General features: G+C 63.1%; 21 protein-coding genes and 1 CRISPR repeat array (1 of these 22 cut by a window edge). Of the genes, 15 read left to right on the top strand and 6 right to left on the bottom strand.

What is annotated here, in order from left to right; genetic code table 11:
* A CRISPR array of direct repeats spans positions 1-2,068; the repeat unit is 37 nt; unit sequence GTTGCAGTAGGGAGAAAACCTAGACCGGGATTGAAAC (it extends 160 nt beyond the left edge of the window).
* Between the two features lie 51 nt (positions 2,069-2,119).
* From FY251_RS00065 to FY251_RS00085, 5 genes are all read left to right on the top strand, one after another.
* Entirely contained in the window at positions 2,120-2,755 is a 636-nt protein-coding gene (locus FY251_RS00065) for a DNA polymerase domain-containing protein (RefSeq protein ID WP_255516573.1), read from the top strand.
* A gap of 75 nt (positions 2,756-2,830) precedes the next feature.
* Positions 2,831-3,379 carry an SWIM zinc finger family protein gene (locus FY251_RS00070; protein WP_255516574.1) on the top strand — a complete coding sequence of 183 codons (549 nt, stop codon included), beginning with the start codon at positions 2,831-2,833 and terminating at the stop codon, positions 3,377-3,379.
* A 48-nt stretch (positions 3,380-3,427) separates the two neighbouring features.
* Positions 3,428-3,652, top strand: coding sequence for a hypothetical protein (locus FY251_RS00075; protein WP_148412920.1), 225 nt, complete (start codon positions 3,428-3,430; stop codon positions 3,650-3,652).
* Positions 3,653-4,172: 520 nt separating this feature from the next.
* Positions 4,173-4,694 carry a transcription initiation factor IIB family protein gene (locus tag FY251_RS22995; RefSeq protein WP_255516575.1) on the top strand — a complete coding sequence of 174 codons (522 nt, stop codon included), beginning with the start codon at positions 4,173-4,175 and terminating at the stop codon, positions 4,692-4,694.
* An 80-nt stretch (positions 4,695-4,774) separates the two neighbouring features.
* Positions 4,775-5,236 (top strand): hypothetical protein, encoded by a 462-nt coding sequence (locus FY251_RS00085; protein ID WP_148412921.1) that lies wholly within the window; start codon positions 4,775-4,777, stop codon positions 5,234-5,236.
* A gap of 69 nt (positions 5,237-5,305) precedes the next feature.
* Here the strand turns inward: FY251_RS00085 and FY251_RS00090 are convergent, their stop codons facing one another.
* Positions 5,306-5,605, bottom strand: a complete 300-nt coding sequence (locus FY251_RS00090) for a DUF3006 domain-containing protein (protein ID WP_148412922.1) — start codon at positions 5,603-5,605, stop codon at positions 5,306-5,308.
* Complete coding sequence (locus FY251_RS00095) at positions 5,605-7,053, bottom strand: lamin tail domain-containing protein (protein ID WP_148412923.1); 1,449 nt, start codon at positions 7,051-7,053, stop codon at positions 5,605-5,607. The genes FY251_RS00090 and FY251_RS00095 overlap by 1 nt, the downstream gene beginning before the upstream one ends.
* Before the next feature lie 631 nt (positions 7,054-7,684).
* Between FY251_RS00095 and FY251_RS00100 the strand changes: the two genes are divergently transcribed.
* The 3 genes from FY251_RS00100 to FY251_RS00105 are packed head-to-tail and all read left to right on the top strand — an operon-like array spanning position 7,685 to position 10,039.
* Positions 7,685-8,626, top strand: a complete 942-nt coding sequence (locus FY251_RS00100; RefSeq protein WP_255516576.1) for a site-specific integrase — start codon at positions 7,685-7,687, stop codon at positions 8,624-8,626.
* Positions 8,623-8,784: a hypothetical protein gene (locus FY251_RS22325; RefSeq protein WP_187367303.1), complete on the top strand. Its 162-nt coding sequence runs from the start codon at positions 8,623-8,625 to the stop codon at positions 8,782-8,784. Before FY251_RS00100 ends, FY251_RS22325 begins: the two co-directional genes overlap by 4 nt.
* Entirely contained in the window at positions 8,759-10,039 is a 1,281-nt protein-coding gene (locus FY251_RS00105) for an RNA-guided endonuclease TnpB family protein (protein ID WP_148412924.1), read from the top strand. The genes FY251_RS22325 and FY251_RS00105 overlap by 26 nt, the downstream gene beginning before the upstream one ends.
* 401 nt (positions 10,040-10,440) lie before the next feature.
* On the opposite strand, the gene FY251_RS00115 is transcribed toward FY251_RS00105, so the two are convergent.
* Together FY251_RS00115 and FY251_RS00120 are read right to left on the bottom strand one after the other, a co-directional pair.
* Positions 10,441-12,255, bottom strand: coding sequence for a histidine kinase N-terminal 7TM domain-containing protein (locus FY251_RS00115; RefSeq protein ID WP_148412925.1), 1,815 nt, complete (start codon positions 12,253-12,255; stop codon positions 10,441-10,443).
* 113 nt (positions 12,256-12,368) lie between these two features.
* Positions 12,369-13,262, bottom strand: a complete 894-nt coding sequence (locus tag FY251_RS00120) for a UbiA family prenyltransferase (RefSeq protein WP_148412926.1) — start codon at positions 13,260-13,262, stop codon at positions 12,369-12,371.
* 150 nt (positions 13,263-13,412) lie between these two features.
* Here FY251_RS00120 and FY251_RS00125 point away from each other — a divergent pair, with 150 nt between their 5' ends.
* Both FY251_RS00125 and FY251_RS00130 read left to right on the top strand, forming a co-directional pair.
* Entirely contained in the window at positions 13,413-13,841 is a 429-nt protein-coding gene (locus FY251_RS00125) for a MoaD/ThiS family protein (protein ID WP_148412927.1), read from the top strand.
* 98 nt (positions 13,842-13,939) lie between these two features.
* Positions 13,940-14,437 carry a zinc ribbon domain-containing protein gene (locus FY251_RS00130; RefSeq protein WP_148412928.1) on the top strand — a complete coding sequence of 166 codons (498 nt, stop codon included), beginning with the start codon at positions 13,940-13,942 and terminating at the stop codon, positions 14,435-14,437.
* Between the two features lie 35 nt (positions 14,438-14,472).
* Here the strand turns inward: FY251_RS00130 and FY251_RS00135 are convergent, their stop codons facing one another.
* Both FY251_RS00135 and FY251_RS00140 read right to left on the bottom strand, forming a co-directional pair.
* Positions 14,473-14,898 (bottom strand): EamA family transporter, encoded by a 426-nt coding sequence (locus tag FY251_RS00135; protein WP_042664268.1) that lies wholly within the window; start codon positions 14,896-14,898, stop codon positions 14,473-14,475.
* A gap of 104 nt (positions 14,899-15,002) precedes the next feature.
* Positions 15,003-15,512 carry a hypothetical protein gene (locus FY251_RS00140; RefSeq protein ID WP_058568506.1) on the bottom strand — a complete coding sequence of 170 codons (510 nt, stop codon included), beginning with the start codon at positions 15,510-15,512 and terminating at the stop codon, positions 15,003-15,005.
* Between the two features lie 168 nt (positions 15,513-15,680).
* Here FY251_RS00140 and FY251_RS00145 point away from each other — a divergent pair, with 168 nt between their 5' ends.
* From FY251_RS00145 to FY251_RS00165, 5 genes are all read left to right on the top strand, one after another.
* On the top strand, positions 15,681-18,383 hold the full coding sequence (locus FY251_RS00145; RefSeq protein WP_148412929.1) for an ABC transporter ATP-binding protein: 2,703 nt from the start codon (positions 15,681-15,683) through the stop codon (positions 18,381-18,383).
* A 148-nt stretch (positions 18,384-18,531) separates the two neighbouring features.
* On the top strand, positions 18,532-20,253 hold the full coding sequence (locus FY251_RS00150) for an ABC transporter substrate-binding protein (protein WP_148412930.1): 1,722 nt from the start codon (positions 18,532-18,534) through the stop codon (positions 20,251-20,253).
* A gap of 24 nt (positions 20,254-20,277) precedes the next feature.
* The gene (locus FY251_RS00155; RefSeq protein WP_148412931.1) at positions 20,278-21,297 is read left to right on the top strand and encodes an ABC transporter permease; all 1,020 of its coding nucleotides are present in this window, start codon (positions 20,278-20,280) and stop codon (positions 21,295-21,297) included.
* Complete coding sequence (locus FY251_RS00160; protein ID WP_148412932.1) at positions 21,294-22,229, top strand: ABC transporter permease; 936 nt, start codon at positions 21,294-21,296, stop codon at positions 22,227-22,229. Before FY251_RS00155 ends, FY251_RS00160 begins: the two co-directional genes overlap by 4 nt.
* Positions 22,230-22,235: 6 nt before the next feature.
* Complete coding sequence (locus tag FY251_RS00165) at positions 22,236-22,634, top strand: hypothetical protein (RefSeq protein WP_148412933.1); 399 nt, start codon at positions 22,236-22,238, stop codon at positions 22,632-22,634.
* The last annotated feature ends 21 nt before the right edge of the window (positions 22,635-22,655 follow it).

Below are 22,655 nucleotides of genomic sequence, written 5' to 3' on the forward strand. Positions count from 1 at the left end.
GAAAACCTAGACCGGGATTGAAACACTCCGTTTAGAGTCCGGTCGCTCCCCGACCCGTGCGGTTGCAGTAGGGAGAAAACCTAGACCGGGATTGAAACAGCGCTTGCTGGCGGTTTCGGTTGACGTCCGGCGTGTTGCAGTAGGGAGAAAACCTAGACCGGGATTGAAACCTCATCTGGCTTGAGTCGGAGTGGGACACCGCCAACGTTGCAGTAGGGAGAAAACCTAGACCGGGATTGAAACAGCGTGTTCGGGTTCGAGACCGTAAGGGCGTCCTCGGTTGCAGTAGGGAGAAAACCTAGACCGGGATTGAAACAAAGACGAACTCTTTGTGCTCATTGAGGCGGTCCTTGTTGCAGTAGGGAGAAAACCTAGACCGGGATTGAAACGTCGACCGGCGGACGCGGTCATGCACGTGCAAGGACGTTGCAGTAGGGAGAAAACCTAGACCGGGATTGAAACGCCAGGTCCCAGCTGGCCAGACCATGGGCGTCGAGCGTTGCAGTAGGGAGAAAACCTAGACCGGGATTGAAACTTTATATTAACTTGAGATACGCAAGTGGCGGTTCGTGTTGCAGTAGGGAGAAAACCTAGACCGGGATTGAAACGTCGCGGTCGAGGGCCGCGCTCGCTTGTTCAGTGTCGTTGCAGTAGGGAGAAAACCTAGACCGGGATTGAAACGTTTCGAGCCGCTTGGTCGAGTCAAGCGATTCAATATGTTGCAGTAGGGAGAAAACCTAGACCGGGATTGAAACACGGTACTCGTCGGGTCCGACAGTTGCGAGAGCACGTGTTGCAGTAGGGAGAAAACCTAGACCGGGATTGAAACACGGTACTCGTCGGGTCCGACAGTTGCGAGAGCACGTGTTGCAGTAGGGAGAAAACCTAGACCGGGATTGAAACAACTGTAAATCGTCAGGGGTGGTAGCCTCCGTGACTGTTGCAGTAGGGAGAAAACCTAGACCGGGATTGAAACCTGGCTGATCAGCCCGCGCATGTCCTGGCGGAGCGCTGTTGCAGTAGGGAGAAAACCTAGACCGGGATTGAAACTCGTCAGTCATAGGTAGCTCACTCCAGATGAGTCGCCCGTTGCAGTAGGGAGAAAACCTAGACCGGGATTGAAACCCGTGATTCCGGGACCAAATTAGTGGGGACAGGAGTGTTGCAGTAGGGAGAAAACCTAGACCGGGATTGAAACAGGTCCGACCACGTGCCTCCGGTTTTCTCTTGCCATGTTGCAGTAGGGAGAAAACCTAGACCGGGATTGAAACGCAAGAATCCCAACTGAGTCTGTTAAACTCAACCACGTTGCAGTAGGGAGAAAACCTAGACCGGGATTGAAACACGGCATCGACCGACGCCGTCCGCGGGCCAACGTCGTTGTTGCAGTAGGGAGAAAACCTAGACCGGGATTGAAACTCATCTCAGGTCCTCGTTGAGTTTGTCGACAAGCGCCGTTGCAGTAGGGAGAAAACCTAGACCGGGATTGAAACATGGGACGGTCCCAGACGATTCCCGACTAAAGCGTTGCAGTAGGGAGAAAACCTAGACCGGGATTGAAACACGACGACGTAGCGCCGAAGTTCGACGCATCGTAATGTTGCAGTAGGGAGAAAACCTAGACCGGGATTGAAACTTGTCGAGGACGTCGCGTCGACGAGATACGGCGGCGTTGCAGTAGGGAGAAAACCTAGACCGGGATTGAAACTCCGCGGTCCGCTGGCCGGGATAGGTAACGACGGTTGCAGTAGGGAGAAAACCTAGACCGGGATTGAAACATTTCGAGCGCGCCCGCATCGGTTTCGAGGACGAGTGTTGCAGTAGGGAGAAAACCTAGACCGGGATTGAAACCGGTGCTGGGAGCATCGAATCGACCTGCCCAAGCAGTTGCAGTAGGGAGAAAACCTAGACCGGGATTGAAACTTATCCTCGTGACGCAACTGGAGGCACCTCGCCTCGTTGCAGTAGGGAGAAAACCTAGACCGGGATTGAAACTCGTGACAAACGAGATAAACAATGGCGGAGCCGACAGTTGCAGTAGGGAGAAAACCTAGACCGGGATTGAAACACGCCCACATCCGACCGCGACCAGCGACCACTCACCGAGGTCTGCCGAACGGTGACGGACAACGTCGGAATCCGCTTAGAGTACGAAGGAGCGTTCGACTGGGTTGCGTTCGTCCCGAAGCGTGACTCCGTGGAGGGTACCCTCACCAAATACTTCGGCAAGTACACCGAGCCAACAGCGGCTGGGTCGGCGTACAAATACCGAGGCATCGAGTGTCGCCAACAGAGCACCCCGCCCTTCGTTGGGAGCGTCCAGAAAGAACTCATTCAGACGTTCGACCAGTACCGCAAGCCTGGGCCGGTCATCGACAACCTGGCCGGTCATATCGATGCGTTGCACGCGGGTCGTGTCGACCCCTCGGACCTCGTGATCACCACGCGAACGTCGAAGCCGCTTACCGAGTACGACCAGGCGACCCAGACGGTTGCGGCGCTGCAGCGAGCGGACGGACTGTATGACGACGACCAGCCTGCAGGAAGCACGGTCGAGTACGTCGTCGTCGACGATGACAAGCGCGGCCGTGAACGTGTTGCGCTCCGCGCAGAAGCGCCGTCGACGTACGATGCGGGGTTCTCCGCAACGGCGCTGATTCGGGCGGCAACAAGCGTGCTCGCTCCGTGTGGATGGACCCAAGCACGCATCGAACGAGCGCTCGCGGAGACGACCGAGACGTCGCTGGCCCGATAGGCGTGAGTGACCGCCGAGCAATTTTATCGCCCCCACACAGGGTGCGGGGGCTCACCACGAGCGCCCGCCGTGCCAATGACTACGACTAGACCACCCACCAGACAGTCTGTATCGACATCGACCCACCGCGGTCACGACCTCGTCCGCGTAACCGAGTGGCTGCCAGGAAGCAAGCCAACTGACTACGACATTGAACTGTCCGACGGCGACGGCTACCGAACGCGCTTTTGGCGCTGTCGGAACTGCGGTCACGAGCGGAATCGGCGCGACGAGTTCCGCGAGTCGTGTCGCGCGACACCCGGTCGCCCGCTCGTGAGCGACGGCGGCTACGCAGTCGAGGATTCGCGGACGTGGAAAGCACTCACCGAATCGATGACCGTCCGCTTCGGGACCGTCGGCCCGCGCTACGAAGTCGACTCCGCGAGCGGAAACACCTACGAGGTCGATATCGCGGCGAGCACGTGTACCTGCCCAGACCACCAGAAACGCGGTGCCGAGTGCAAGCACCTCAGACGGGTGTTGTTCGAACTCAGGACGCGCATCCTGCCCCAGCCGGACGGCCGCTTCGCGCGGTGTGAACGAGAGTCGCGACGAGAGACGAAGCCGGTCAGGCAATCGCGGTGAATTGTATCTCCCCCTGAGGGGTGCGGGGACACTTACCTCGCACTTCTGATGGCAACGAACGATCCCAACCACGACAGCGGCATCGCCGAACGAACACCGACCGGACACGAGATTCTCGTCGTCACCGAGTGGGACGACGACGTTGCACCGTCGCTCGAAACACTCGCGCAGTTCGATCAGGGTCGGCGGCGCGTCTGGCGCTGTGTCCAATGCGGCGAAGAACGGCATGAGCCGTCCGGGTTCGAACAGGACTGTCCGAACCGGCCGGTGTAGGTCGCGGTCGGCGCGACGACGACACGCTACACATCGGAGCGCACCGCCAGCCAATTGTATCACCCCTTGAGGGGTGCGGGGTGGCGAATCAGGCCATCTCCCGACCGACAACCATGTCTCTGAGAGAAATCTACGAGCGAACCTTCGACGAATCGTGCGGACAATCAATCGACGCCAGCGAGTGTCCGGAATGTGACGGTCGACTCGTGACGGATAGCGGTGAAACGGCTTGCGAGGCGTGTGGGCTCATCGTCGACCAGTACTATTTCGACCACACCCACGGCCCGCATGTGTTCGACGAGGACCCACACTCAGTTCCGCAAACGGGTGGCCAACTCACTCCCGCACGACATGACAGAGGCGTCTCCGCAGAAATCGGCTACAACCGCGATGCGAACGGCCGAACGGTTCTGCCAAGAAGCGACGCCAACTCCACCGACTTCGGCGCGAACATCGGCGGGCACGCTTCGAGACGAAAGCAGAGCGGAATCTCGCGACGGCGCTCGGTGAAATCAGCCGGATGAGTAGCGCACTCGAACTCCCGTGGAGTCTCATCGAAGAAGCCAGTCAGCTCTACCGATGCGCCCAGGATGCGGACCTGATTCGAGGGCGGTCAGTCGAGATGATCGCCGCGGGGAGCCTGTATGCGACGTGTCGGCGGCGTGGCCTCCCACGCCCGCGTGACGAAATCGCGAGCGTCGCGCGCTGTTCGTGCGACCAGGTCCAGACGGGCTATCGGGCGCTCAACAGCGAGTTGGGGATCGATGCACAGATCGTCACCGCGCGGACGTACGTCACTCGACTCGGCTCCGAGAGCGAACTCTCTTCGCGGGTGCAGTCACGGGCGTACGAACTCGCGACGAGTGCGGACGAAGAAGGAATTACAAACGGGCGGAATCCAGCTGGCGTCGCGGCGGCGTGTCTCTACCTCGCGGGAACTGAGTTCGATGTGGGGCCCACACAGACTGCACTCGCCGCACTCGCTGACGTCTCGGTCCCAACGCTCAGAGCACGATACGTCGAGCTGACAGAACTGGCGTGAGTTGGGCGAACGACCCACTAAATTCTCAAATTTAGTATTTTAGTCCATAGCGTTATCGGCGATTATTATGATACTCGCTCATGGACAATTGCAGTTATCAACGGCGAGCATTCATCGCAGCAACGACTACTGGGTTGCTCGGTGGGCTGGCTGGTTGTACCGGGGGAGACAGTGAGGCAGAAGCAGTGAGCCCGGACCCTGAGCCGACACAGACGAGCGACGAGTCTGGCCAGTCAACGCCCACGTGTGATACGTCTAAAGTTGAGGATGAATCGCTCGTCAAAGCTCGGTGGGAAGGATACGCGAATGGAACGACAGAAATTGAGAGTGTAGATTTGACCGTGACGAGTGTTGTTGATTTCCCGATACAAGTTGCCGCACAAGTCTTTTTCTACAGGGAGAAAGGAGGGTTCGAGCCATCAACTATCGCAAAGAAGGGGTTTGGCGTTCTCGAACCAAACGAGCGGAAGACGCTGACCGTCACCAGAACAGGAGTTAGTTCCAAAGATTGGGACGTCGAACTGCTGTTTAGCTGTCCCTGACAGTCGTTCTGTAGTAACTGGGCCTCCTCGAGCGCACAACTCGTGGACAAAACGGCGACGGCCGTCTGCTTAGGCGTCTTCGTCGCCTGCGTTGTCAGCAGCCGGCGGGCGTCGCGAGAGTCGATCGAAGCGTGATTGAGCGGCCTCGGTTCGCGCCTCGGTTTCGTCGGGTTCGTACCGTCCACCGTCGTATGCGCCGTCGGCGACGGTAATCGTCAAGACCGCGTTTTGGGTTCTCGCTCGCCACGGCAATTCGTCGCGGTCGACGACGAGTTGGTCGATATCCTGACCGTCGGCTTCAACGAGCAACACCGCGCGGTCGTCCTCGAATCGGTCGACTGTCGCCGTGTACGTCCCGTCTGGAATCATCAGTATGTCTCCTCAACTACAACCCCACCGGTATTATCCGTCACGGTGATGGTATCGCCACCGTTGTTCCAGATGGCCGACCCGGAGCCCCAGTAGTAGTCTGTCGACGTATCCGTGCCAGTCCCGGTGTGGAGGGTGACCGTCGCACCTGTGGCGAGTGTCGACCCCGATGGGAAGGTGTACGTCCGACCTGCGGCATCGGAGACAGTCCACCCGGAGATGTCGAGCGTCTCGCTTCCGGTGTTCTCGAAGACGATGTACTCGTCGTTCAGATTGTCCGTGTCGGCCCCCGCAGCATCGGCGTGGACATCAGCGACCGCCAGCGACGCGGCTGGTGTCTCGAACTCAGTTTCGGTCTCCGTACCACCATCGGTTGCGACCGGCGTGAGCGTCGAGACCGTCCCGTCGGTCGTAATCGTCGTCCGGGCCGACACGTCGCCAGTCGTTCCCGGTTCGACTGCCGTCCCCTCACGGAGTTGTGTCGGGTCAGTCGGTGCATCGCGTTGGGTGCGAATGGTGACTTGCTGGCCGTCACTTTCGAAGACAATCGTGCCGTGGGTTGCCGTCCAGTACGTCGGGACGGACTGTGCCGCGAGACGGGACAACGTCTCTTCGTTCGGATGGCCGTATTGAGAGTCGTATGCGCTCGAAACGACGGCGACGTTCGGTTGGACCGCCGCCAAGAACGGGGCCGTCGTACTTCCACCCGAACCGTGGTGGCCCGTTTTGAGCACCGTCGCGTGCAACTGCGAGCCGTACGTGTCGACGAGATACTCTTCGGCTTCGTGTTCTGCGTCGCCGGTAAACAGGAAGCCCGTCGACCCGAACTGCGTCATGAGGACGATGCTGTTCTCGTTGCGGTCTTCGTTTGCCAGGTAGCCTTCGGGTGGCGACAGGACTTGGGAGGTCACCGATCCCATCTGAATCTCGTCGCCGGTCTGCGTTCGATAAAGCGGCACGTCGTGTTGTTCGATGGCGTCGAGATACGCCTCGTACGTCTGCGATGTGGAGGTAATCCCGGGGTCGTACACCGCACCGATACCGTCTGCCTGCGTTTCGAAGTAGTCGATAACGGCTGCGTTCCCACCGATGTGGTCCGCATCGGAATGGGAGGTCACGAGATAGTCGATGCGGTCGATCTCGTGTGCTTGGAGGTACGAAAGCACATGTTCACCGTCGTCTCGGAAATCGCCGGTGTCAATGAGCATCGTCTCCCCATTAGGGGCGACGAGGAGCGTACTGACGGACTGGCCGACGTTGATGAAGTGGACGTCGAGTGATCCATTGACCGGCGCGACAGTCTGGGTTGCCTGTGTTGTCGCAGTCGTTGTCGGTGTTGCTGTCGACGACGCGGTTGTTCCTGTGTCGAGTGCGGGGCCACCGGCACCGGTACAGCCGGCAATGAAGACGAGAAGGACGACCGCAATCGTCTGAATCTGGAGAGTCATACGACGACATCGGCGGCAGGTGCTTTATCCTTTAGTCGTCGGCGAGTGGACTTCCTACTCGGCCGTTTCCGTTGGGGTCGTGCGTAATTTTATAACAGCCGACAGGGGTGTCGGCTGTATTCGGTCGACGATTCCGTATGAGACGAACGAAATCAAGAGATGCGATAGATCGTGTTGGGATATACACTCGTATTGGCGACGTTCCAGAGATTCACCGGCTCTCACGGCATCAGCCGACGTACCAAGGCCGAGACACGTGGTCCGAATTTTGTGAGGAATACGAGTACGGGCGTGGCTCTGGTCTACGGTACAACGAGGCAGTCGATCGGGCTGGATCACATTGGCTCGAACATATGGACGAATTGCAGTGTCATCATGCCCTTGCGACGCCAACACACGTTGAGCGTTGGTGTCGACGCCTTCTGGATAATAAGTCAGCTGCAACCGCGTACAATTACTGGGTTCGTATCAGGCGCTTCTACGATTGGTTGTTGTGGCATACCAACCACCCACATCGGTATTCTCCAGTAATGCTTGCTGTCGTCGCCGGTGGTGCTGCTGCTGACATCTGGGATGTGAAAATTCAGAAATGGGAGACTGTTCGCCCACGGCACAAGGGAGGTGATTCTGCGTGACTGAACAGCCGCCAACACCTCGTGAGACGTTAGCAGAGGAGTTTAGTCAGTCGACCGACCCACTTGCCGCGCTTGAACCAACGTTCAACAAAACGACCGTCGACCCATTCGAGGTGTTCTCCGAGGAAGTGCTAAACACACGAGATCTCTCATCAGCAACTCGAGGATACTTTGCGTATGTCTTCGACGAGTGGCGCTCACATATGTGTGAGATAGGACGACACCCGGCTTGTCCTGCTCTCGAACACGTCGAGGCCTACATTGAGATACAGCGTACACCAAAAAAGGAGGGTGGCCGCGGAAACACGGCACGAACGGTTAAAGAAAAACTGCGCAAGCTCAACCGGGCGTATCAGTACTGGCAGGAAGACCCCGTGTTCCCACAGAAAGACGGTTACAACCCATTCGAGCTAGCCAAAACACGGGTTCCGTTGCGTGTCAAGAAGACCAAAGAGCATCGAAAGGTCACGATTTCAGAGCTCCGGGATATGATTGTCTCAGTAACCAATCTCCGGAAGAGGACACTCATTATGCTTCAGTTGAAGCTTGGCCTGCGCGCTGGTGAAGTTTCGAACCTTCGTCTCGACGACTTCCGGCTAACAGCGTCGCTTACAAATGAAGCATATCCAACGCTGGGGTCGCATGAAGCATTAGGCACGAGGACAAACCTCGTGTACATCCCGTCGCGAGATGAGCGGGACGGGAATAAATCGGTTCGACTGCGGCTCCTCCCGTTAGATACAGAACTACGGTCGCTTCTGGACCGCTACCTATACGCACGACCCAAGAACGGTGAGCCATCATCCTACGAGGAGGGAATCCCGGCCTTCAGGTCGGGAGGGAATCTGACAACTGCTGAACTAACCACGTTCTGCCACTCAGACGGAATTCCGATCGTTATTTTTAACTTACGTAAAAACGTACGATCACGCGGATGAGAGCCGACTTCGATATGGAGCGAGGCGGGCCACTTCACGAAGCCCTGAAGCAGTACGCCCGCGACCACGGGATACGCCACTCACGAGCGTACCCCGAACTCCTCCGCAAAGCACTCGAATCCGAAGGCTACGATGTCAACGACTCAGGCGACGAATAAGACGCTGGAAGCCACGCTCGCCCCGCCCACTCGGTGCAAAGAGCAACGCCTCCAGCAAACGCTGTCTGAATACCGGGACGCGCTCAACGACGCCTTCGAGCAAGACTGTACGACGATGAGTGCCACGAACGACGTGGTAACGCCGTACAACCTGCCGTACCAAGCGAAAGACGCCCTCAAATCCTACGTCCCAAAACTCCACAACACGTACAACGCCAACGAGCTGGACGACGAACACCCGCTCCGATTCGTGAATCGAGCTGGAAGGTTCGACCGCGACTCCTCGCGCGAGTACGAAATCTGTTGGAACGTTCCGCAACCCGGTCGCGGAACCAACTTCTGGATACCACTTCGACTGAACCCAGACCAACAAGAACTGTGGGACGACCTGCTCGATGACGAGTCGAGAACCAAAGTGGGCGAACTTCGCTTGCAGAAACACCGGAAGACGTGGACACTCCACGTCACCGTCGAATACGAAATCAAGAACACCTCAGAACTCCCCGAGAACCCGACTCGGGTTGGGTTCGATATTGGCGAGTCGATGTTGGTCGTGGGCTGTGCCCTCCAACACGACACTCCCACCAAACCTCTGTTACTCAACGGGAAGGAAGCCAAACGAATCCGCAAGGAGATGTTCACGACGCTCAAGCGCCTGCAAGAGCGAGACGCTTCTGAATGGCGTATCGAGGAACGCTTCTCGTACTACCAGAACCGCCTCACAGACATCATCGAGAAAGCCTCTCGAGAGTCTGTGGAGTACGCTCGTCAGTTCGAGAACCCTGTCATCGTGCTGGAAGACTTAACGTACATTCGAGAGTCGCTGGACTACGGGAAGTACATGAATCGACGCCTGCACTCGTGGGCGTTCGCTCGGTTGCAAGGGCGTATCGAAGACAAAGCGAAGGACGCTGGGATTCCAGTCCGATACGTCCACCCGCAGTACACTTCGCAGACGTGTCACTCGTGCAAGCACATCGGGTATCGGCCTCAGCAAGCCGAGTTCACGTGCAAGAACTCAGAGTGCCACGTTTCGACGTTTCAAGCGGATATTAACGCGAGTGCGAACATCGCACGACGCGTCAACCCGTGGGGAGAGAGCCTGCCGTGGAAACAGGTAGGCGATGACTCGCTACAGGACGGGAGCCGTTGTGACACGGCCACGACTCAGTGTGAGCAGAGCGAGACACCCTCGCAGATGACACTCACATCGTTTCAAGAGTCGAAACCCACTGCCAGCGTTGACGACGACTAACTGGCATTCCCACCGTGTGGGAAGCCCCGGCGTTTACGCCGGGGAGGATGTCACGGTTGTTTCTGTCGAAAAAAAGCCACACCCAGATAACTGTGAAAGGTGTGAACAAGGTCTGGAAGATGAACTTCCACCCGAAGTATGCAGAAACGGACGCGCATCGACCGATTACAAGTCATTTCGGTCGGCATCGGTTCACCACGTATTGGCGTGTCGAACAAAACCTGAACCGGCAACTCGTGAAATATCTCCGAGGCGACCGGACTGGTAGCTTTACGAACAGTAGTGGGATCGATGCATATCTTCACGCCTACTACGAAGATATTGAAGCAACATACCGAGCGGATATCTACAAATTAATCGAGGAAGCGTAGTACTGTTCCTCTTAGAAATTATTGAATATGTCACATATTGTTCCACCGGGTAGCTGAACTCCCACACTCGGCCCGCACCGCCTGAATGCGAAGCACCACCTCGGTCCCGCCCTCCTCGCGGCGGTGGTACGTGACAGTGCCGCCGAGCTGGTCGACGCCCCACTTCACCAGCCAGAGGCCGAGGCCGCTCGCGTGTCTGAGCTGCGTCTCGCCGTGAGCGTTGATTGCGGCGAGTTCGCTCGCGTTGATTCCGGGCCCGTTGTCCTCGATTCGAACCACGAGTTCGTCGCCTTCCCAGTTCGCCGTCACGGAGACGACCGGCGTCGACGACCCGTTGTGCTGGACGCCGTTTTCGACGAGTTCGCGGACGATGGGTTCGAGCGTGGGCGCACAGACCACGTCGTTGTCGGGGAGTTCGAGGAGCCGGACGTTCGCACAGGTGAAATCGGCGCGGACGGCGTCCGTGGCGGCGCGTATCTGGACGGCCGCGGGGTGCAGTCGGGGATCGCCGTTCCCGTCGCTGCCGCGGGTCGCGCCGAGCTTTCGCGCTTTCTGACTGATGTTGACGAGCGTCTTCGCGCGGTCTTGGAGCGTCTTCGCGTGGCCCCGCGCGTCGTCGAACTCGCCGCCGTCGATGTCGTCCAAGACGAGGTTGGCGTAGCCTTCGAGGAGGTTCGCCTCGGTTCGGAGGTTGTGTCGGAGGACGCGGTTCATCACTTCGAGTTGCTGGAGGTTCAGCCGGCGGTCGGTCACGTCGCGGAAGACGAGCGCGTGGCCGATGTCGCGGCCGTGGTGGTCGCTGAAGGCGCTCGTCCGGAGCTCGAAGTACCGTTGGCTCGACCCGAGTCTGACCGTGACCTGGTCCGTGTTCCGTTGGTCGGGCGAGAACTCCTCGACGACGTCGCCGACGGGGCGGCCTTTGAGTTCGGCGGCGGTGTCGTTCAGAATCCGCTCGGCCGCCCGGTTGACGTCGGTGACGCGCCACTTGGTGTCGGTGACGACCACCGCGTCGGCCATCGTCTCGACGACGCGGTCGCGGGCGACCCACCGGGGGACCGGCCGGGATTCGAGGAGTTCGTAGCGGCTGATAGCGACGGTGCAGGCGAGTCCCACGAACGTGAACGCCGCGGGGGTCATGTCGATCGCCGCGCCGTAGAGTTCCAGGAGGGTCGTGGCGAAGTTCCCGAGCACGGGCATCAGCGTCCCGAGGATGAGTGTGGTCGCCTGGACTCGGTAGATGTTCGGCATGTCGAGCGCCGTCCGGAAGATGACGACTGCGCCGGCGAGCCACAGCAGGTAGCTGTATCCCAGTACGATCCAGTACAGCGGGCCCCACTCCGTCTGGAGGACGGTGATGGTCCGCCCCACGGCGGGAACGACGGTGACCGAGGTCCACATCAGGTGGTGTGCGGAGTTGGTCCAGACGGCGACGAGGCCGACCGCCGGGAGCAACGAGAGGGCGCTAATCGACGGCGACGAGGTAAATCGGTCCCGGCCGGCGTAGGAGAACGCGAAGAAGAACCAGGCGATGGGGGCCGCGAGGACGCCGCCCCACTGGAGTTTGGCGAGCGTGAGCTTGAGTGCGACGTCCGCGACGACGAGTTCGAGGAGATAGCCCGACGACCACCAGCCGCTGGCGAACGCGAGTACGGCCAGCCCGCTGGCACCGGGCATCGACCGCCGCCGCCACGCGAACAGGGCGACGTAGCCGCTTACGATCCCGGTGGTGACCATCAATCCGACGACGACGACCACGAGGGCTGTCGGCTGCGCGAGGAGTTGGGAACCCGCGGCTCCTCCGAACACCAACTGTTCGACGGTTCCCCACTCAAGGTTCGGAGTCACTACAGTGGTAATTTACATCATGTGACAAAAGAGTATTCGAGAATTTCGGTGGCTGTCTCGACGCGGTGCCGGCTCCCCCGCGGGTCTCTGGAGCCTCGGCTCCGGCCGGCGGGTCACCCGAGCGTCCCGCCGGTTCCGGCGACCGCGGCGACGACCACGATGCCGACGGCCATCAACGCGCCCTCGGCGTCGCGGAGCGTACAGAGCCGTTCGACCGAGCGGTCCGACCCGGTGAGCTCGTAGGTGATCCACGTCGAGTAGGCGACGGCGGGAAGGAGCGCGACAGGGGCCCACGCGGGGACCATCTCGGCCCGCGCCGCGACCCACACGAGCCCGAGCGAGACCAGTTCCAGCGCGTAGAGGCTCAGTTGGGTGCGGCGGACGCCGACGACCGTCGGCAGGGTTTCGACGCCGTTGCGCGCGTCGCCCGTCACGTCGCGGACGTTGTGCACCTCGACCGAGATGGCCGAGCGGAGGAAGAACCAGACCGCCGCGACGACCGCGCCGGCGGCGTACTCGGGTGCCGTCGCGGCGACCGCGAGCGGGGCGAAGCCGACGAGGACCGCCCACGCGAGCGACACCGAGGCGGTGTTGACGAGGAAGACGTCCTTGAGCCGGTCGACCGAGGGAAGCGGCACGAGCGGGGCGCTGTAGAACACCGCGACGACGCCCGGGAACAGCGTCAGCCCGAGTCCGTAGACGCCGCCGTGCCGGACGGCGAGCCAGAGCGCGCCGACGATTGCGAGCGCGGAGAAGCCGGCGTACATCCGCGGGTGGGTGGCGACGAACGCGGTCCGCTCGGCGTAGTTCTCTTCGTCGGCGTCGAGGTCCGCGAGCTTGTCGAAGTTGTAGATGCCGACGGTGATGAGAAAGCCGACGACGAGGGCGGCGTTCGGCGGGATGCCGGCGAGCGAGGACGCGACGAACACTTCGGCGATGGTCGACGCGCCGAGGAACACTGAACTGTGGACGACCGCACCGTACAGGCGGGGTGGAACGATTCGCATTGCACCTTAGAATCGGTTCGCCGGCGAATTAGGTGTGCGGCAGACAACAGTTTTCCCCGGTTGAACAGTTCTCCCCGGTTGTCGGCTTCGCGCTCGCGGTCGAACGTGTTCGGGGCCTCGCTCATTCTGCCCCGGCGCGTATGGGGACGCATGAAGACGCCGACAGCCGAGCGGGCGGAGACGACAGCGACAGGAGAGACAGCGACGACAGCCGAGTCGGCGGAGACGACGGTCGAGGTCAAACTGACCGGCCACGTCAGGTCGGCCGCGGGCACCCACCGGACGGAGTTCACCTTCGAGGGCGAGACGCTCCGGGCGTTCCTTGAGGCGTTCTTCGCGGCGTACGAGGTGCGCGACCTCGTCATCGCCGAGCGGGAGGCGGACGCGACGACGCGGGGGTGGGCGCGAGTCGACCGCCCGCCGGGGACGTGGCGGAAGAACCCCGAAGGGGAGCAGACGCGGCCCTACGCCCGCGTGCTCGTCAACGGCGTGTTCAACGAGAACCTCGACGGCTTCGACACGCGACTCGAAGACGGCGACCGCGTCGCGCTGATGAAGCCGTTCCTGTTCTGCCTGTGAGCGGGGTACCCGAGGAGGCGTCCCCTCGGGCACGGCCGCGAGTCGCCCCGACGCTTGACAGCCGCAGGACTGACGTTCGCGGCCGACAGATAGCCGGTATGGAATCGACCTCCGCGGACGACTCGACTCGCGACCGCGGCCCCGACGAGGCGTTCTGCCGCGACTGCGGCGCGGTCATCGACGCGCGCGCCGAAATCTGCCCCGAGTGCGGGGTCCGCCAGCGCGACCCGCCGAAGTCGTCGGTCGACTCCGCGCTCGACGACCTGTTCGACGGCGGCAACCCCTTCGTCGCGGCGGTGCTGTCGGCGATATTCCCCGGCCTCGGCCAACTGTACAACCGCGAACTCGAACGCGGCCTCGTCTTCGCGGTCGGCTTTATCATCGCGTCCGTTTCGGTGATGGTGTTCGTCGGCTTCCTCCTCGCGCCCGCGGTGTGGCTCTACGCGGTGTACGACGCCTACACGCGCGCCGAGCTCCGGGCGGAGGAGTTACGGCGGAAGTCGGAGCGGGACCGCGAGACGGATATCTCGGTGAGTGAGGCGGCGGACGACGAGACTGCAGACGACGGGGCGGCGGGCGGCGAGCGCGAGGAGTAGACCAGGACCGCAGGGCCACGGGCCGAGTGCGCCACTCAGCGGGTGACCAGGACGATACCGAGCACGGCGAACGCGATACCCGTGAGTTTCGTCAGTGTGAGGTTCTCTCCGAGAACGACGATGCCGATGACGGCCGCGACGACGAAGTACATGGCTCCGAGGGTCGAGACGACCGTCGTCGAGCCGTGGGTGAATCCGATGTACATCGAGATGAGGCCGATTCCGGTGAACAGCCCGGCCACCCCGGCGAGCAGTCCCCCTCTCGCGGTGACTGCGAGCGACGCGTCCGAAACGACGATGAAGCCGAACGCCAGAACCGCCGCGACGAGATACGAGATGGCGGCGGCGGTCCGCGGGTCCATGGACTCGGAGGCGGCGTTGCCAACGACTATCCAAATCCCCCACGTCACCATCGTAACCAGGCCGAACAAAACAGCCGAGTCCACCTCTGCGAATTCCATCGGTGACCCCTCGCGTCGCTATTCAAAAGAAACCGGACCGCCACTATAATCGGTGTATATGCGGGGGCGGCTAGCCGCGTGTGGAACTCGATTCCGTGAGGCGACTACGCGAACTCGTCGGAGAGGTCGGCGTCCCAGTCCGGCGGGAGCAGCGGGTCGGGGTCTTCGTGGACGAACTCGACGCCCTTGTCGGGGTCGAGCGGGTGGACCTTCGTGCGCATCGTCTCGCCCGCGTCGAGGAGCGAGAACATGCGTTCGGACTCCGCGAGGCGGTAGTACAAGGGGAGGCAGACGGCGACTTCGTCGTCGGTGGCGCGGACGACGAGCGCGAGGTAGACGAGGCCGCCGGTGACCGCGCGGAACGCCTCGTACTCGTCGAACGTCGCGCCCTCGACGGCGGCTTCGAGGTCGGGGTAGACGTCGTCGCCGACGACCACGTCGAGTCCGACGTGTTCGACCACCTCGTCGCCCGTGCCGGGGACCGGAACCACGTCCCCGGGGAGGGCGACGACGACGGTCCAGTCTCGCTCCCGATAGTCGTCGGCGAGCGCCTCGCACTCTTCGACCACCGTCTCCCACGTGCCCGACTCGTCCGAGAGCGGATGTTCTTCCATGCGGCATGGTGTCGGAGTCCGGTACCTAAACTTTGGCTTCTCCCGCCGCTGCCGCCCGCGTTCGCGCGTCACGCGGGGGACTGGCGGTCTCTGAGACGTGTCAACAACCGCCCATCAACTGGCAAAAATTGAAAAGGTATTTCACGCCATGCAGGTCATTCCCAGTCAATGAGGAATCTACTCTCTCTTTCGGACCTCCGCACGCAGTTCTCGACCGGCCGGGGTCAAGTCAAGGCCGTCGATGGCCTCGACCTCACGGTCGGCGAGGGCGAGACGGTCGGACTGGTCGGCGAGTCCGGGTCCGGAAAGAGTGTGACGGCGCTGTCGGCGATGGGGCTCGTCGACGACCCCGGCGAAATCGTCTCGGGGTCGGTCGAACTCGAAAGCGCCCGGCTCGCAGACGAGTTCCGCGAGGAGTACAACAACCCCGCCTTCGTCGACGGCGACGTGGTCAACCTCGTCGACGCGCCCGAGGAGGCGCTTCGGGCCGTCCGCGGGCGCGAACTCGGGATGATTTTCCAGGACCCGATGACCTCGCTGAACCCCTCGCTGACGGTGGGCGAGCAGGTCGCAGAGAGCCTTCGGCTCCACCAGTACGGCGGCCGCCGAAAGGACTCGTGGTTCAACGCGGTCCGCGAACTGCTCCCCCGAATCAGCCGCGACATCGACGACGAAATCGTCGAGCGGACCATCGAGGTGCTCGAATCGGTCGGCATCCCCGAGCCCGGCGCGCGGGTCGACGAGTACCCCCACGAGTTCTCCGGCGGGATGCGCCAGCGCGTCCTCATCGCCATCGCGCTCGCCTGCCAGCCGCGCGTGCTCGTCGCCGACGAACCCACGACGGCGCTCGACGTGACCATTCAGGCGCAGATTCTCGACCTCATCGACGACCTCCAAGAGGACCTCGGCATGTCGGTTCTCATGATCACCCACGACCTCGGCGTCGTCGCCGAGACCTGCGACCGGGTCGCGGTCATGTACGCCGGCGAAATCGTCGAGGAGGGGCCGGTCGAGGAGATTTTCCACAATCCCTCGCACCCCTACACGTACACGCTGCTCGAATCGCTCCCGAGCGAGGAAAAAGAGCGCCTGACGCCCATCGAGGGCAACGTGCCGGACCTCATCGACATGCCCGAGGGCTGCCACTTCGCGCCCCGGTGTCCGTGGGCTCAGCCGGAGTGTACCTCGGGAGAGATACCGTACAAGCAACACGGCGACGACGCGGTCGACCACCGCTCGAAGTGCGTCCTCGACGACTTCGACACGAGCGAGTACGGCGGCGACGCCATCGAGTCGTCGACGGGCACCGAGCCGACCGACAGGCCGCTTCTCGAAGTCGACGGCATGCAGAAGTACTACGAGCAGGCCGACGGCATCCTCGACCGGTTCCTCGGGGCGGACGACCGGAGCGTGAAGGCGGTCGACGGCATCGACTTCACCGTCTACGAGGGCGAGACGCTGGGGCTGGTCGGCGAGTCGGGCTGCGGGAAGTCCACCGCCGGGCGGAGCCTCCTGCATCTGACGCCGCCGACCGGCGGGCGCGTCGTCTTCTCGGGGACCGACCTCTCGGGGCTCGACAGCGACGAACTCCGGGCGATGCGCCGCGACATGCAGATGATTTTCCAAGACCCGATGTCGTCGCTCGACCCCCGGATGACCGTCGGCCAGACCATCCGCGAGCCGCTCGACGTCCACGACCTCCCCGAGTCCGACCCGGACGTGCGCGGCGAGGCCGACGTCACCGTGACCGGCATCGACGCCGGGCGCGTCTCGGTCACCGCGAGCGACGAAATCGACGCCATCGTCGGCTCCTCGAACGGCGTCGCCACCGCCACCGTGACCGTCACCGTCGCCGACGGCGAGGTGGACGTGGCCGTCGAAGAGCGCCTCCGCGCCGAGGTCGACGTCGAGCGCGAGGGAGACGTCGTCTCGGGCGTCACCGTCCGCGTCACGCCGGGCGACTCCACCAGCGAGCGCCGCCGTCGCCGGGTCCACCAACTGCTCGACGCGGTCGGCCTCGAAGTCGGCCAGTACGACCGCTACCCGCACGAACTCTCCGGCGGCCAGCGCCAGCGCGTCGGCATCGCCCGCGCGCTCGCGGTCGACCCCGACTTCATCGTCGCCGACGAGCCGGTGTCGGCGCTCGACGTGTCCGTGCAGGCGCAGATTCTCAACCTGCTCGAAGACCTCCAGGAGCGCTTCGGGCTGACGTACCTGTTTATCGCCCACGACCTCTCGGTCGTCCGGCACATCTCCGACCGCGTGGCCGTGATGTACCTCGGCGAAATCGTCGAGGTCGCGCGGACCGACGAGCTGTTCGACGACCCGCGACACCCCTACACGCAGGCGCTGTTGTCGGCGATTCCGGAGCCCGACCCGGCCGCCGAGACCGACGACCGCATCATCCTCGAAGGCGACGTGCCGAGCCCCATCAACCCGCCGTCGGGCTGTCACTTCCGGACGCGGTGTCCGCAGGTCATCCCGCCCGCGGACCTCGACATCGAGCAGGCGGCCTACCGCGAGGTGATGGACCTCCGCCAGCGCGTCGAGCGCGAGGCGCTGGACGTCGACACCGCCCGCGACGCGGCGCTCGACGCGGGCGACCCGAGCGCCGAGGCGACGGTGAGCGCCGACGGCGGCACCGCCGACGCCGACGCCGTCGTGGACGAACTCCGCGAGTCGCACCTGTCGCACACGCTGTCGCCCGAGCTCCGGGGCGTCGTCGACCGCGCGCTCGAACGCGTCGTCGCCGACGACTGGGACGAGGCGGCCGGGATTCTCCGCGAGCGATTCGAGAGCGTCTGCGAGCGCGACGCCCCCGAACTGGGTGAACGGACGCATCCCGCGGCGTGTCACCTCGTCGACGAATAGACGGCCAGCAGGGGCCTATACGGCCTCTCGTCACGCATCTGACGTTTTTTGATTGACTCGTATTTTTACCGGAACAGGTCGGTGGTGTCGTTCGTTCCCGTGGCAGTACCTTCGTTATTTTTATAGGGATACATCGATAGGTTCACGTATGTCACAAGATGGCAATAACGTCTCTCGGCGTCGGTTTCTGACGGCCGCAGGGACCGCTGCAGCGACGGCCGCGCTCGCGGGTTGTTCCGGCGGCGGCGGCGAGGACACCACCACCGAATCCGGCGAGACGACCGGCGAGGGCGAGACGGACCAGACCGAGCAGACCGAAGACGACGGTTCGGCGCAGGTCCTTCGCTACGGTCGCGGCAGCCACTCGCCGACGCTCGACTTCCAGAACAGCACGAGCGGCGAGGTCGCCAAGGTGACCGAGCAGCTCTACGACACGCTCATCAACTTCGAGCCGGGGCAGTCCACGCTGACGCAGGGGCTCGCCACCGAGTACTCCCTTGAGGGCCAGTCGGCCTCCATCACGCTCCGCGAGGGCGTGACGTTCCACAACGGCGAGGAGTTCACGGCGGAGGACTTCGTGGCGACCTATCGCCGCTTCGTCGACAGCGACTACGAGTACTACGCCGGCGACGACTACGTCTCGGCGTACGGGCCGTTCACCCTCGGCTCGTGGATCGACGAGATTCAGGTCGACGGCGACTACTCGATGACGATTCAGCTGACCCAGTCGTACGCGCCGTTCCTGCGTAACCTGGCGATGTTCGCGGCGGCGGTCCACTCCCTCGCCGCGATCGAGGAGTACGGCACTGACCTCAGTTCGAACCCCGTCGGCACGGGTCCGTTCCAACTGAGCAACCTCGACGACGCGAACGAACTCATCCGCCTCGAAGCCAACCCCGACTACTGGGGCGAGGTGCCGAAGGTGGACGAGGTCGTCTTCGTCACCATCGGCCAGAACTCGACGCGCGCCCAGTCGCTCGCGTCGGGCGAACTCGACATCATCGACGGGCTCGGCGCGCAGTCGTCCGTTCAGGTCGAAAACGCCAGCAACGCGAGCCTCGTCCGGACCGAGGGCATCAACATCGGCTACATGGCGTTCAACATGGCGAGCCGCGAGGAGTTCCGCGACCGCCGCGTCCGGCAGGCCGTCAGCCACGCCATCAACACCGAGGCCATCGTCAACGAGATCTACTCGGGCTTCGCGACGCAGGCGAGCCAGCCGCTCCCGCCGAACGTCCTCGGCCACAACGACGACATCGACCCGTACCCGTACGACCCCGAAGAGGCCCAGCGCCTCCTCGAAGAGGCCGGCTACGGCGACGGCTTCTCCTTCGAACTGGCGACGTTCCAGAACCCCCGCGGCTACAACCCGTCGCCGATTCAGACCGCAGAGACCGTCGCGTCCAACCTCGGCGACGTCGGCATCGAAGTCGACATCAACCAGCAGTCGTTCGGGCCGTTCCTCGAATACACCGCCCAGGGCCGCCACGACGCGTGTTTCCTCGGCTGGTACACCGACAACGCCGACCCGGACAACTTCATGTACGTCCTCCTGCACCCGCAGGTAGAGGAGGGCGAACTCACGGAGGGACAGGACTGGGTCAGCTTCGACGCCGAAGGCTACAACACCAGTAACCGCTCGGCGTGGGCGAACCGCGACTACATGGACCTCGTCGAGCAGGGCCAGAGCACCTACGACGAGGCCGAACGCGAGTCGCTGTACAACGAGGCGAACCAGATCGCACACGACGAGGCCCCGTGGGTCTACCTCGACTACGCGGACGAGCTTCGCGGTGTCTCCAACCGCGTCAGCGGGTTCCAGATCGCCGCCATCAGCGGTCCGTACCTCAACCTCGTCAGCCTGAACTGAGGCACTGACCGCGCTTCGACTTTCATGATTTCCACACGATTCGTACTCAAGCGGCTGCTGTTGCTCGTCCCCGTACTGGTGGGAGTGGCGTCGCTCGTCTTCTCCATCCTGCATCTCTCCCCGGGCGACCCGGCGCTTACCATCGCGGGCGAGCGCGCCAGCGAGGAGTTCGTCCGGCAGATCGAAGAGAGCCTCGGCCTGAACGACCCCATCTGGGTGCAGTACGGGCGGTTCCTCGCCGACGCCGCGCAGTTCCAGTTCGGCGAGTCCTTCATCATCCAGCGGAACACCGCGGTGCGCGAGGTGCTCGCCAACAAGCTGCCGGTCACGCTCGAACTCGCCATCTACGGCCAGCTCATCGGCATCTCGCTGGGCATCCCGCTCGGTATCCTGAGCGCCGTCAAGCAGGACAGCATCACGGACCACCTGACTCGCATCGGCGCGCTCGCCGGCATCAGCGTGCCCATCTTCTGGAGCGGTCCGCTTCTCATCTTGCTGTTCGCGCAGATGCTCGGCTGGCTCCCGACGAGCGGCCGTATCTCGGTGCTGTACAACGTCGAGGCCATCCGGGTGACGGGGCTCGTCACGGTCGACACCCTCATCGCGGGCAACTGGGACATGTTCGTCTCCGCGGTCCGCCACATGATTCTCCCGGCGTCGGTCATCGGCGTCTACTCGATGGCGCTCATCTCCCGGATGATGCGCTCGTCGATGCTGGAGGTCATCCGGCAGGACTACATGCGGACCGCCCGCGCGAAGGGCCAAGGCGCGAAGATAACGGTCCTGAAACACGGCTTCCGCAACGCGATGATTCCCGTCATCACGGTCATCGGCATCCAGTTCGGTGGCCTGCTCGGTGGCGCAGTGCTGACGGAGACGGTGTTCGCCATCGGCGGCATCGGGACGCTCCTGGTCGAGGCCATCAAAGTCGGCGACTACCCCATCGTACAGGGGACGGTCCTGACGTTCGCGTTCCTGTTCACGCTTGTCAACCTCGGCGTCGACATCACCTACTCCGTCCTTGACCCGAGGATCGAACAATGAGCACGGAAACCACGACCACGAACGAGACGGCGTCGGACGTCGACCAGCGCGGGCTCATCGACCGCCTGACCGCGTCGCAGTTCGTCTCTCGACTGCTGTCGAACCGCCTCGCGCTCGCCGGCATCGCCATCATCGTGGCGATGGTGGTCATCGCGCTGTACGCGCGGCTGTTTTTGGACCTCGACGTCATCACGCAGTCGCAGCTCGGCACGAACCCGAACCGCGCCGCGCCGAGTCTCGACTTCCCGTTCGGCACCGACGGACAGGCCCGGAGCCTCCTGCCGCGAGTGGCGTACGGCGCGTGGTACGCGATGCTGTTCGGAACCGTCACGGTCGCCGCCTCGACCGTCCTCGGCGTCGGTCTCGGCATCGTCGCGGCCTACTACGGCGACGTGACCGACAACGTCATCATGCGGACGATGGACGTGCTGCTCGCGTTCCCGTCGCTGCTGTTGGCGCTGGCGCTCGTCGCCATCTTCCCCGACGACCTCGGGCTGTGGCGGGCGGTCGCCGCGCTGACGCTCGTCTACACGCCGCGGTTCGCCCGCGTCGTCCGCGGGGCCGCGCTGACCGTGCTCGAAAACGAGTACATCGACGCGACGGTCGCGCTCGGCGCGGCCGACCCGCGGGTGCTGGTTCGGCACGTCCTGCCGAACTGCCTCGCGCCCATCACGGTCCAGAGCACGCTCAACTTCGGGCTGGCCATCATCGACCTCGCGGCGCTGTCGTTCCTCGGCTTCGGTGCCGAGGCCGGCACGCCCTCGTGGGGGCTCATGCTCTCGAACGGCGTGAGCCAGGGCCTGCTCACGGGCGTCTGGTGGTGGTCGTTCTTCCCCGGGTTCTTCCTCGCGCTCACCGTGCTGGGGTTCAACCTCCTCGGCGACGGCATGCGCGACGCGCTCGACCCGCGGATGCGCGAAGCGGTCGACTGATAGACCGTGGCCGCGCCACCGGAACCGCGGGACGCGGACGCGCCCCCCGCACGCGAGCGGGCGGCGGTTCGCCTCCGCCTCGTCGGCACCGCGGCCCTCGCGGGTTCGCTCGTCTCGGCCGTCGTGCTGGCCGCCACGCTGGTCGCCGGTGACTTCGCGGGGAGCGTCGAGACGACGTTCGCGCTCGGCTCGCTCGCGTTCGGGTTCGGCCTCCTCGGCTGGTCCGGGGCGGTCGCGCTCGGCCGCGGCATCGAGTCGATGCAGACGCACCTCGACACCGGTACGGGGTGGACGGAAAGAGACGCTCGGCGGGCGATGGCCCGGATTCTCGGGTTCGGACTCGGCGTGATGCTCGGGGCGACGGCGGTCGGGTCGGCCGTCTCGGTCGTCGCCGCCGTCGCCTGAGCGGGTCGCGCTCCGACCGAC

The organism is Haloferax sp. KTX1, from assembly GCF_902410085.1.
Taxonomy (GTDB): domain Archaea; phylum Halobacteriota; class Halobacteria; order Halobacteriales; family Haloferacaceae; genus Haloferax; species Haloferax massiliensis.

Excerpts from the sequence above, each read along its gene's own strand:
- FY251_RS00070 (WP_255516574.1), top strand. The coding sequence starts at position 2,831 with ATGACTACGACTAGACCACCCACCAGACAGTCTGTATCGACATCGACC.
- FY251_RS00075 (WP_148412920.1), top strand. The coding sequence starts at position 3,428 with ATGGCAACGAACGATCCCAACCACGACAGCGGCATCGCCGAACGAACA.
- FY251_RS22995 (WP_255516575.1), top strand. The coding sequence starts at position 4,173 with ATGAGTAGCGCACTCGAACTCCCGTGGAGTCTCATCGAAGAAGCCAGT.
- FY251_RS00085 (WP_148412921.1), top strand. The coding sequence starts at position 4,775 with ATGGACAATTGCAGTTATCAACGGCGAGCATTCATCGCAGCAACGACT.
- FY251_RS00090 (WP_148412922.1), bottom strand. The coding sequence starts at position 5,605 with ATGATTCCAGACGGGACGTACACGGCGACAGTCGACCGATTCGAGGAC.
- FY251_RS00095 (WP_148412923.1), bottom strand. The coding sequence starts at position 7,053 with ATGACTCTCCAGATTCAGACGATTGCGGTCGTCCTTCTCGTCTTCATT.
- FY251_RS22325 (WP_187367303.1), top strand. The coding sequence starts at position 8,623 with ATGAGAGCCGACTTCGATATGGAGCGAGGCGGGCCACTTCACGAAGCC.
- FY251_RS00105 (WP_148412924.1), top strand. The coding sequence starts at position 8,759 with ATGTCAACGACTCAGGCGACGAATAAGACGCTGGAAGCCACGCTCGCC.
- FY251_RS00120 (WP_148412926.1), bottom strand. The coding sequence starts at position 13,262 with ATGCGAATCGTTCCACCCCGCCTGTACGGTGCGGTCGTCCACAGTTCA.
- FY251_RS00125 (WP_148412927.1), top strand. The coding sequence starts at position 13,413 with ATGAAGACGCCGACAGCCGAGCGGGCGGAGACGACAGCGACAGGAGAG.
- FY251_RS00130 (WP_148412928.1), top strand. The coding sequence starts at position 13,940 with ATGGAATCGACCTCCGCGGACGACTCGACTCGCGACCGCGGCCCCGAC.
- FY251_RS00135 (WP_042664268.1), bottom strand. The coding sequence starts at position 14,898 with ATGGAATTCGCAGAGGTGGACTCGGCTGTTTTGTTCGGCCTGGTTACG.
- FY251_RS00140 (WP_058568506.1), bottom strand. The coding sequence starts at position 15,512 with ATGGAAGAACATCCGCTCTCGGACGAGTCGGGCACGTGGGAGACGGTG.
- FY251_RS00145 (WP_148412929.1), top strand. The coding sequence starts at position 15,681 with ATGAGGAATCTACTCTCTCTTTCGGACCTCCGCACGCAGTTCTCGACC.
- FY251_RS00150 (WP_148412930.1), top strand. The coding sequence starts at position 18,532 with ATGTCACAAGATGGCAATAACGTCTCTCGGCGTCGGTTTCTGACGGCC.
- FY251_RS00155 (WP_148412931.1), top strand. The coding sequence starts at position 20,278 with ATGATTTCCACACGATTCGTACTCAAGCGGCTGCTGTTGCTCGTCCCC.
- FY251_RS00160 (WP_148412932.1), top strand. The coding sequence starts at position 21,294 with ATGAGCACGGAAACCACGACCACGAACGAGACGGCGTCGGACGTCGAC.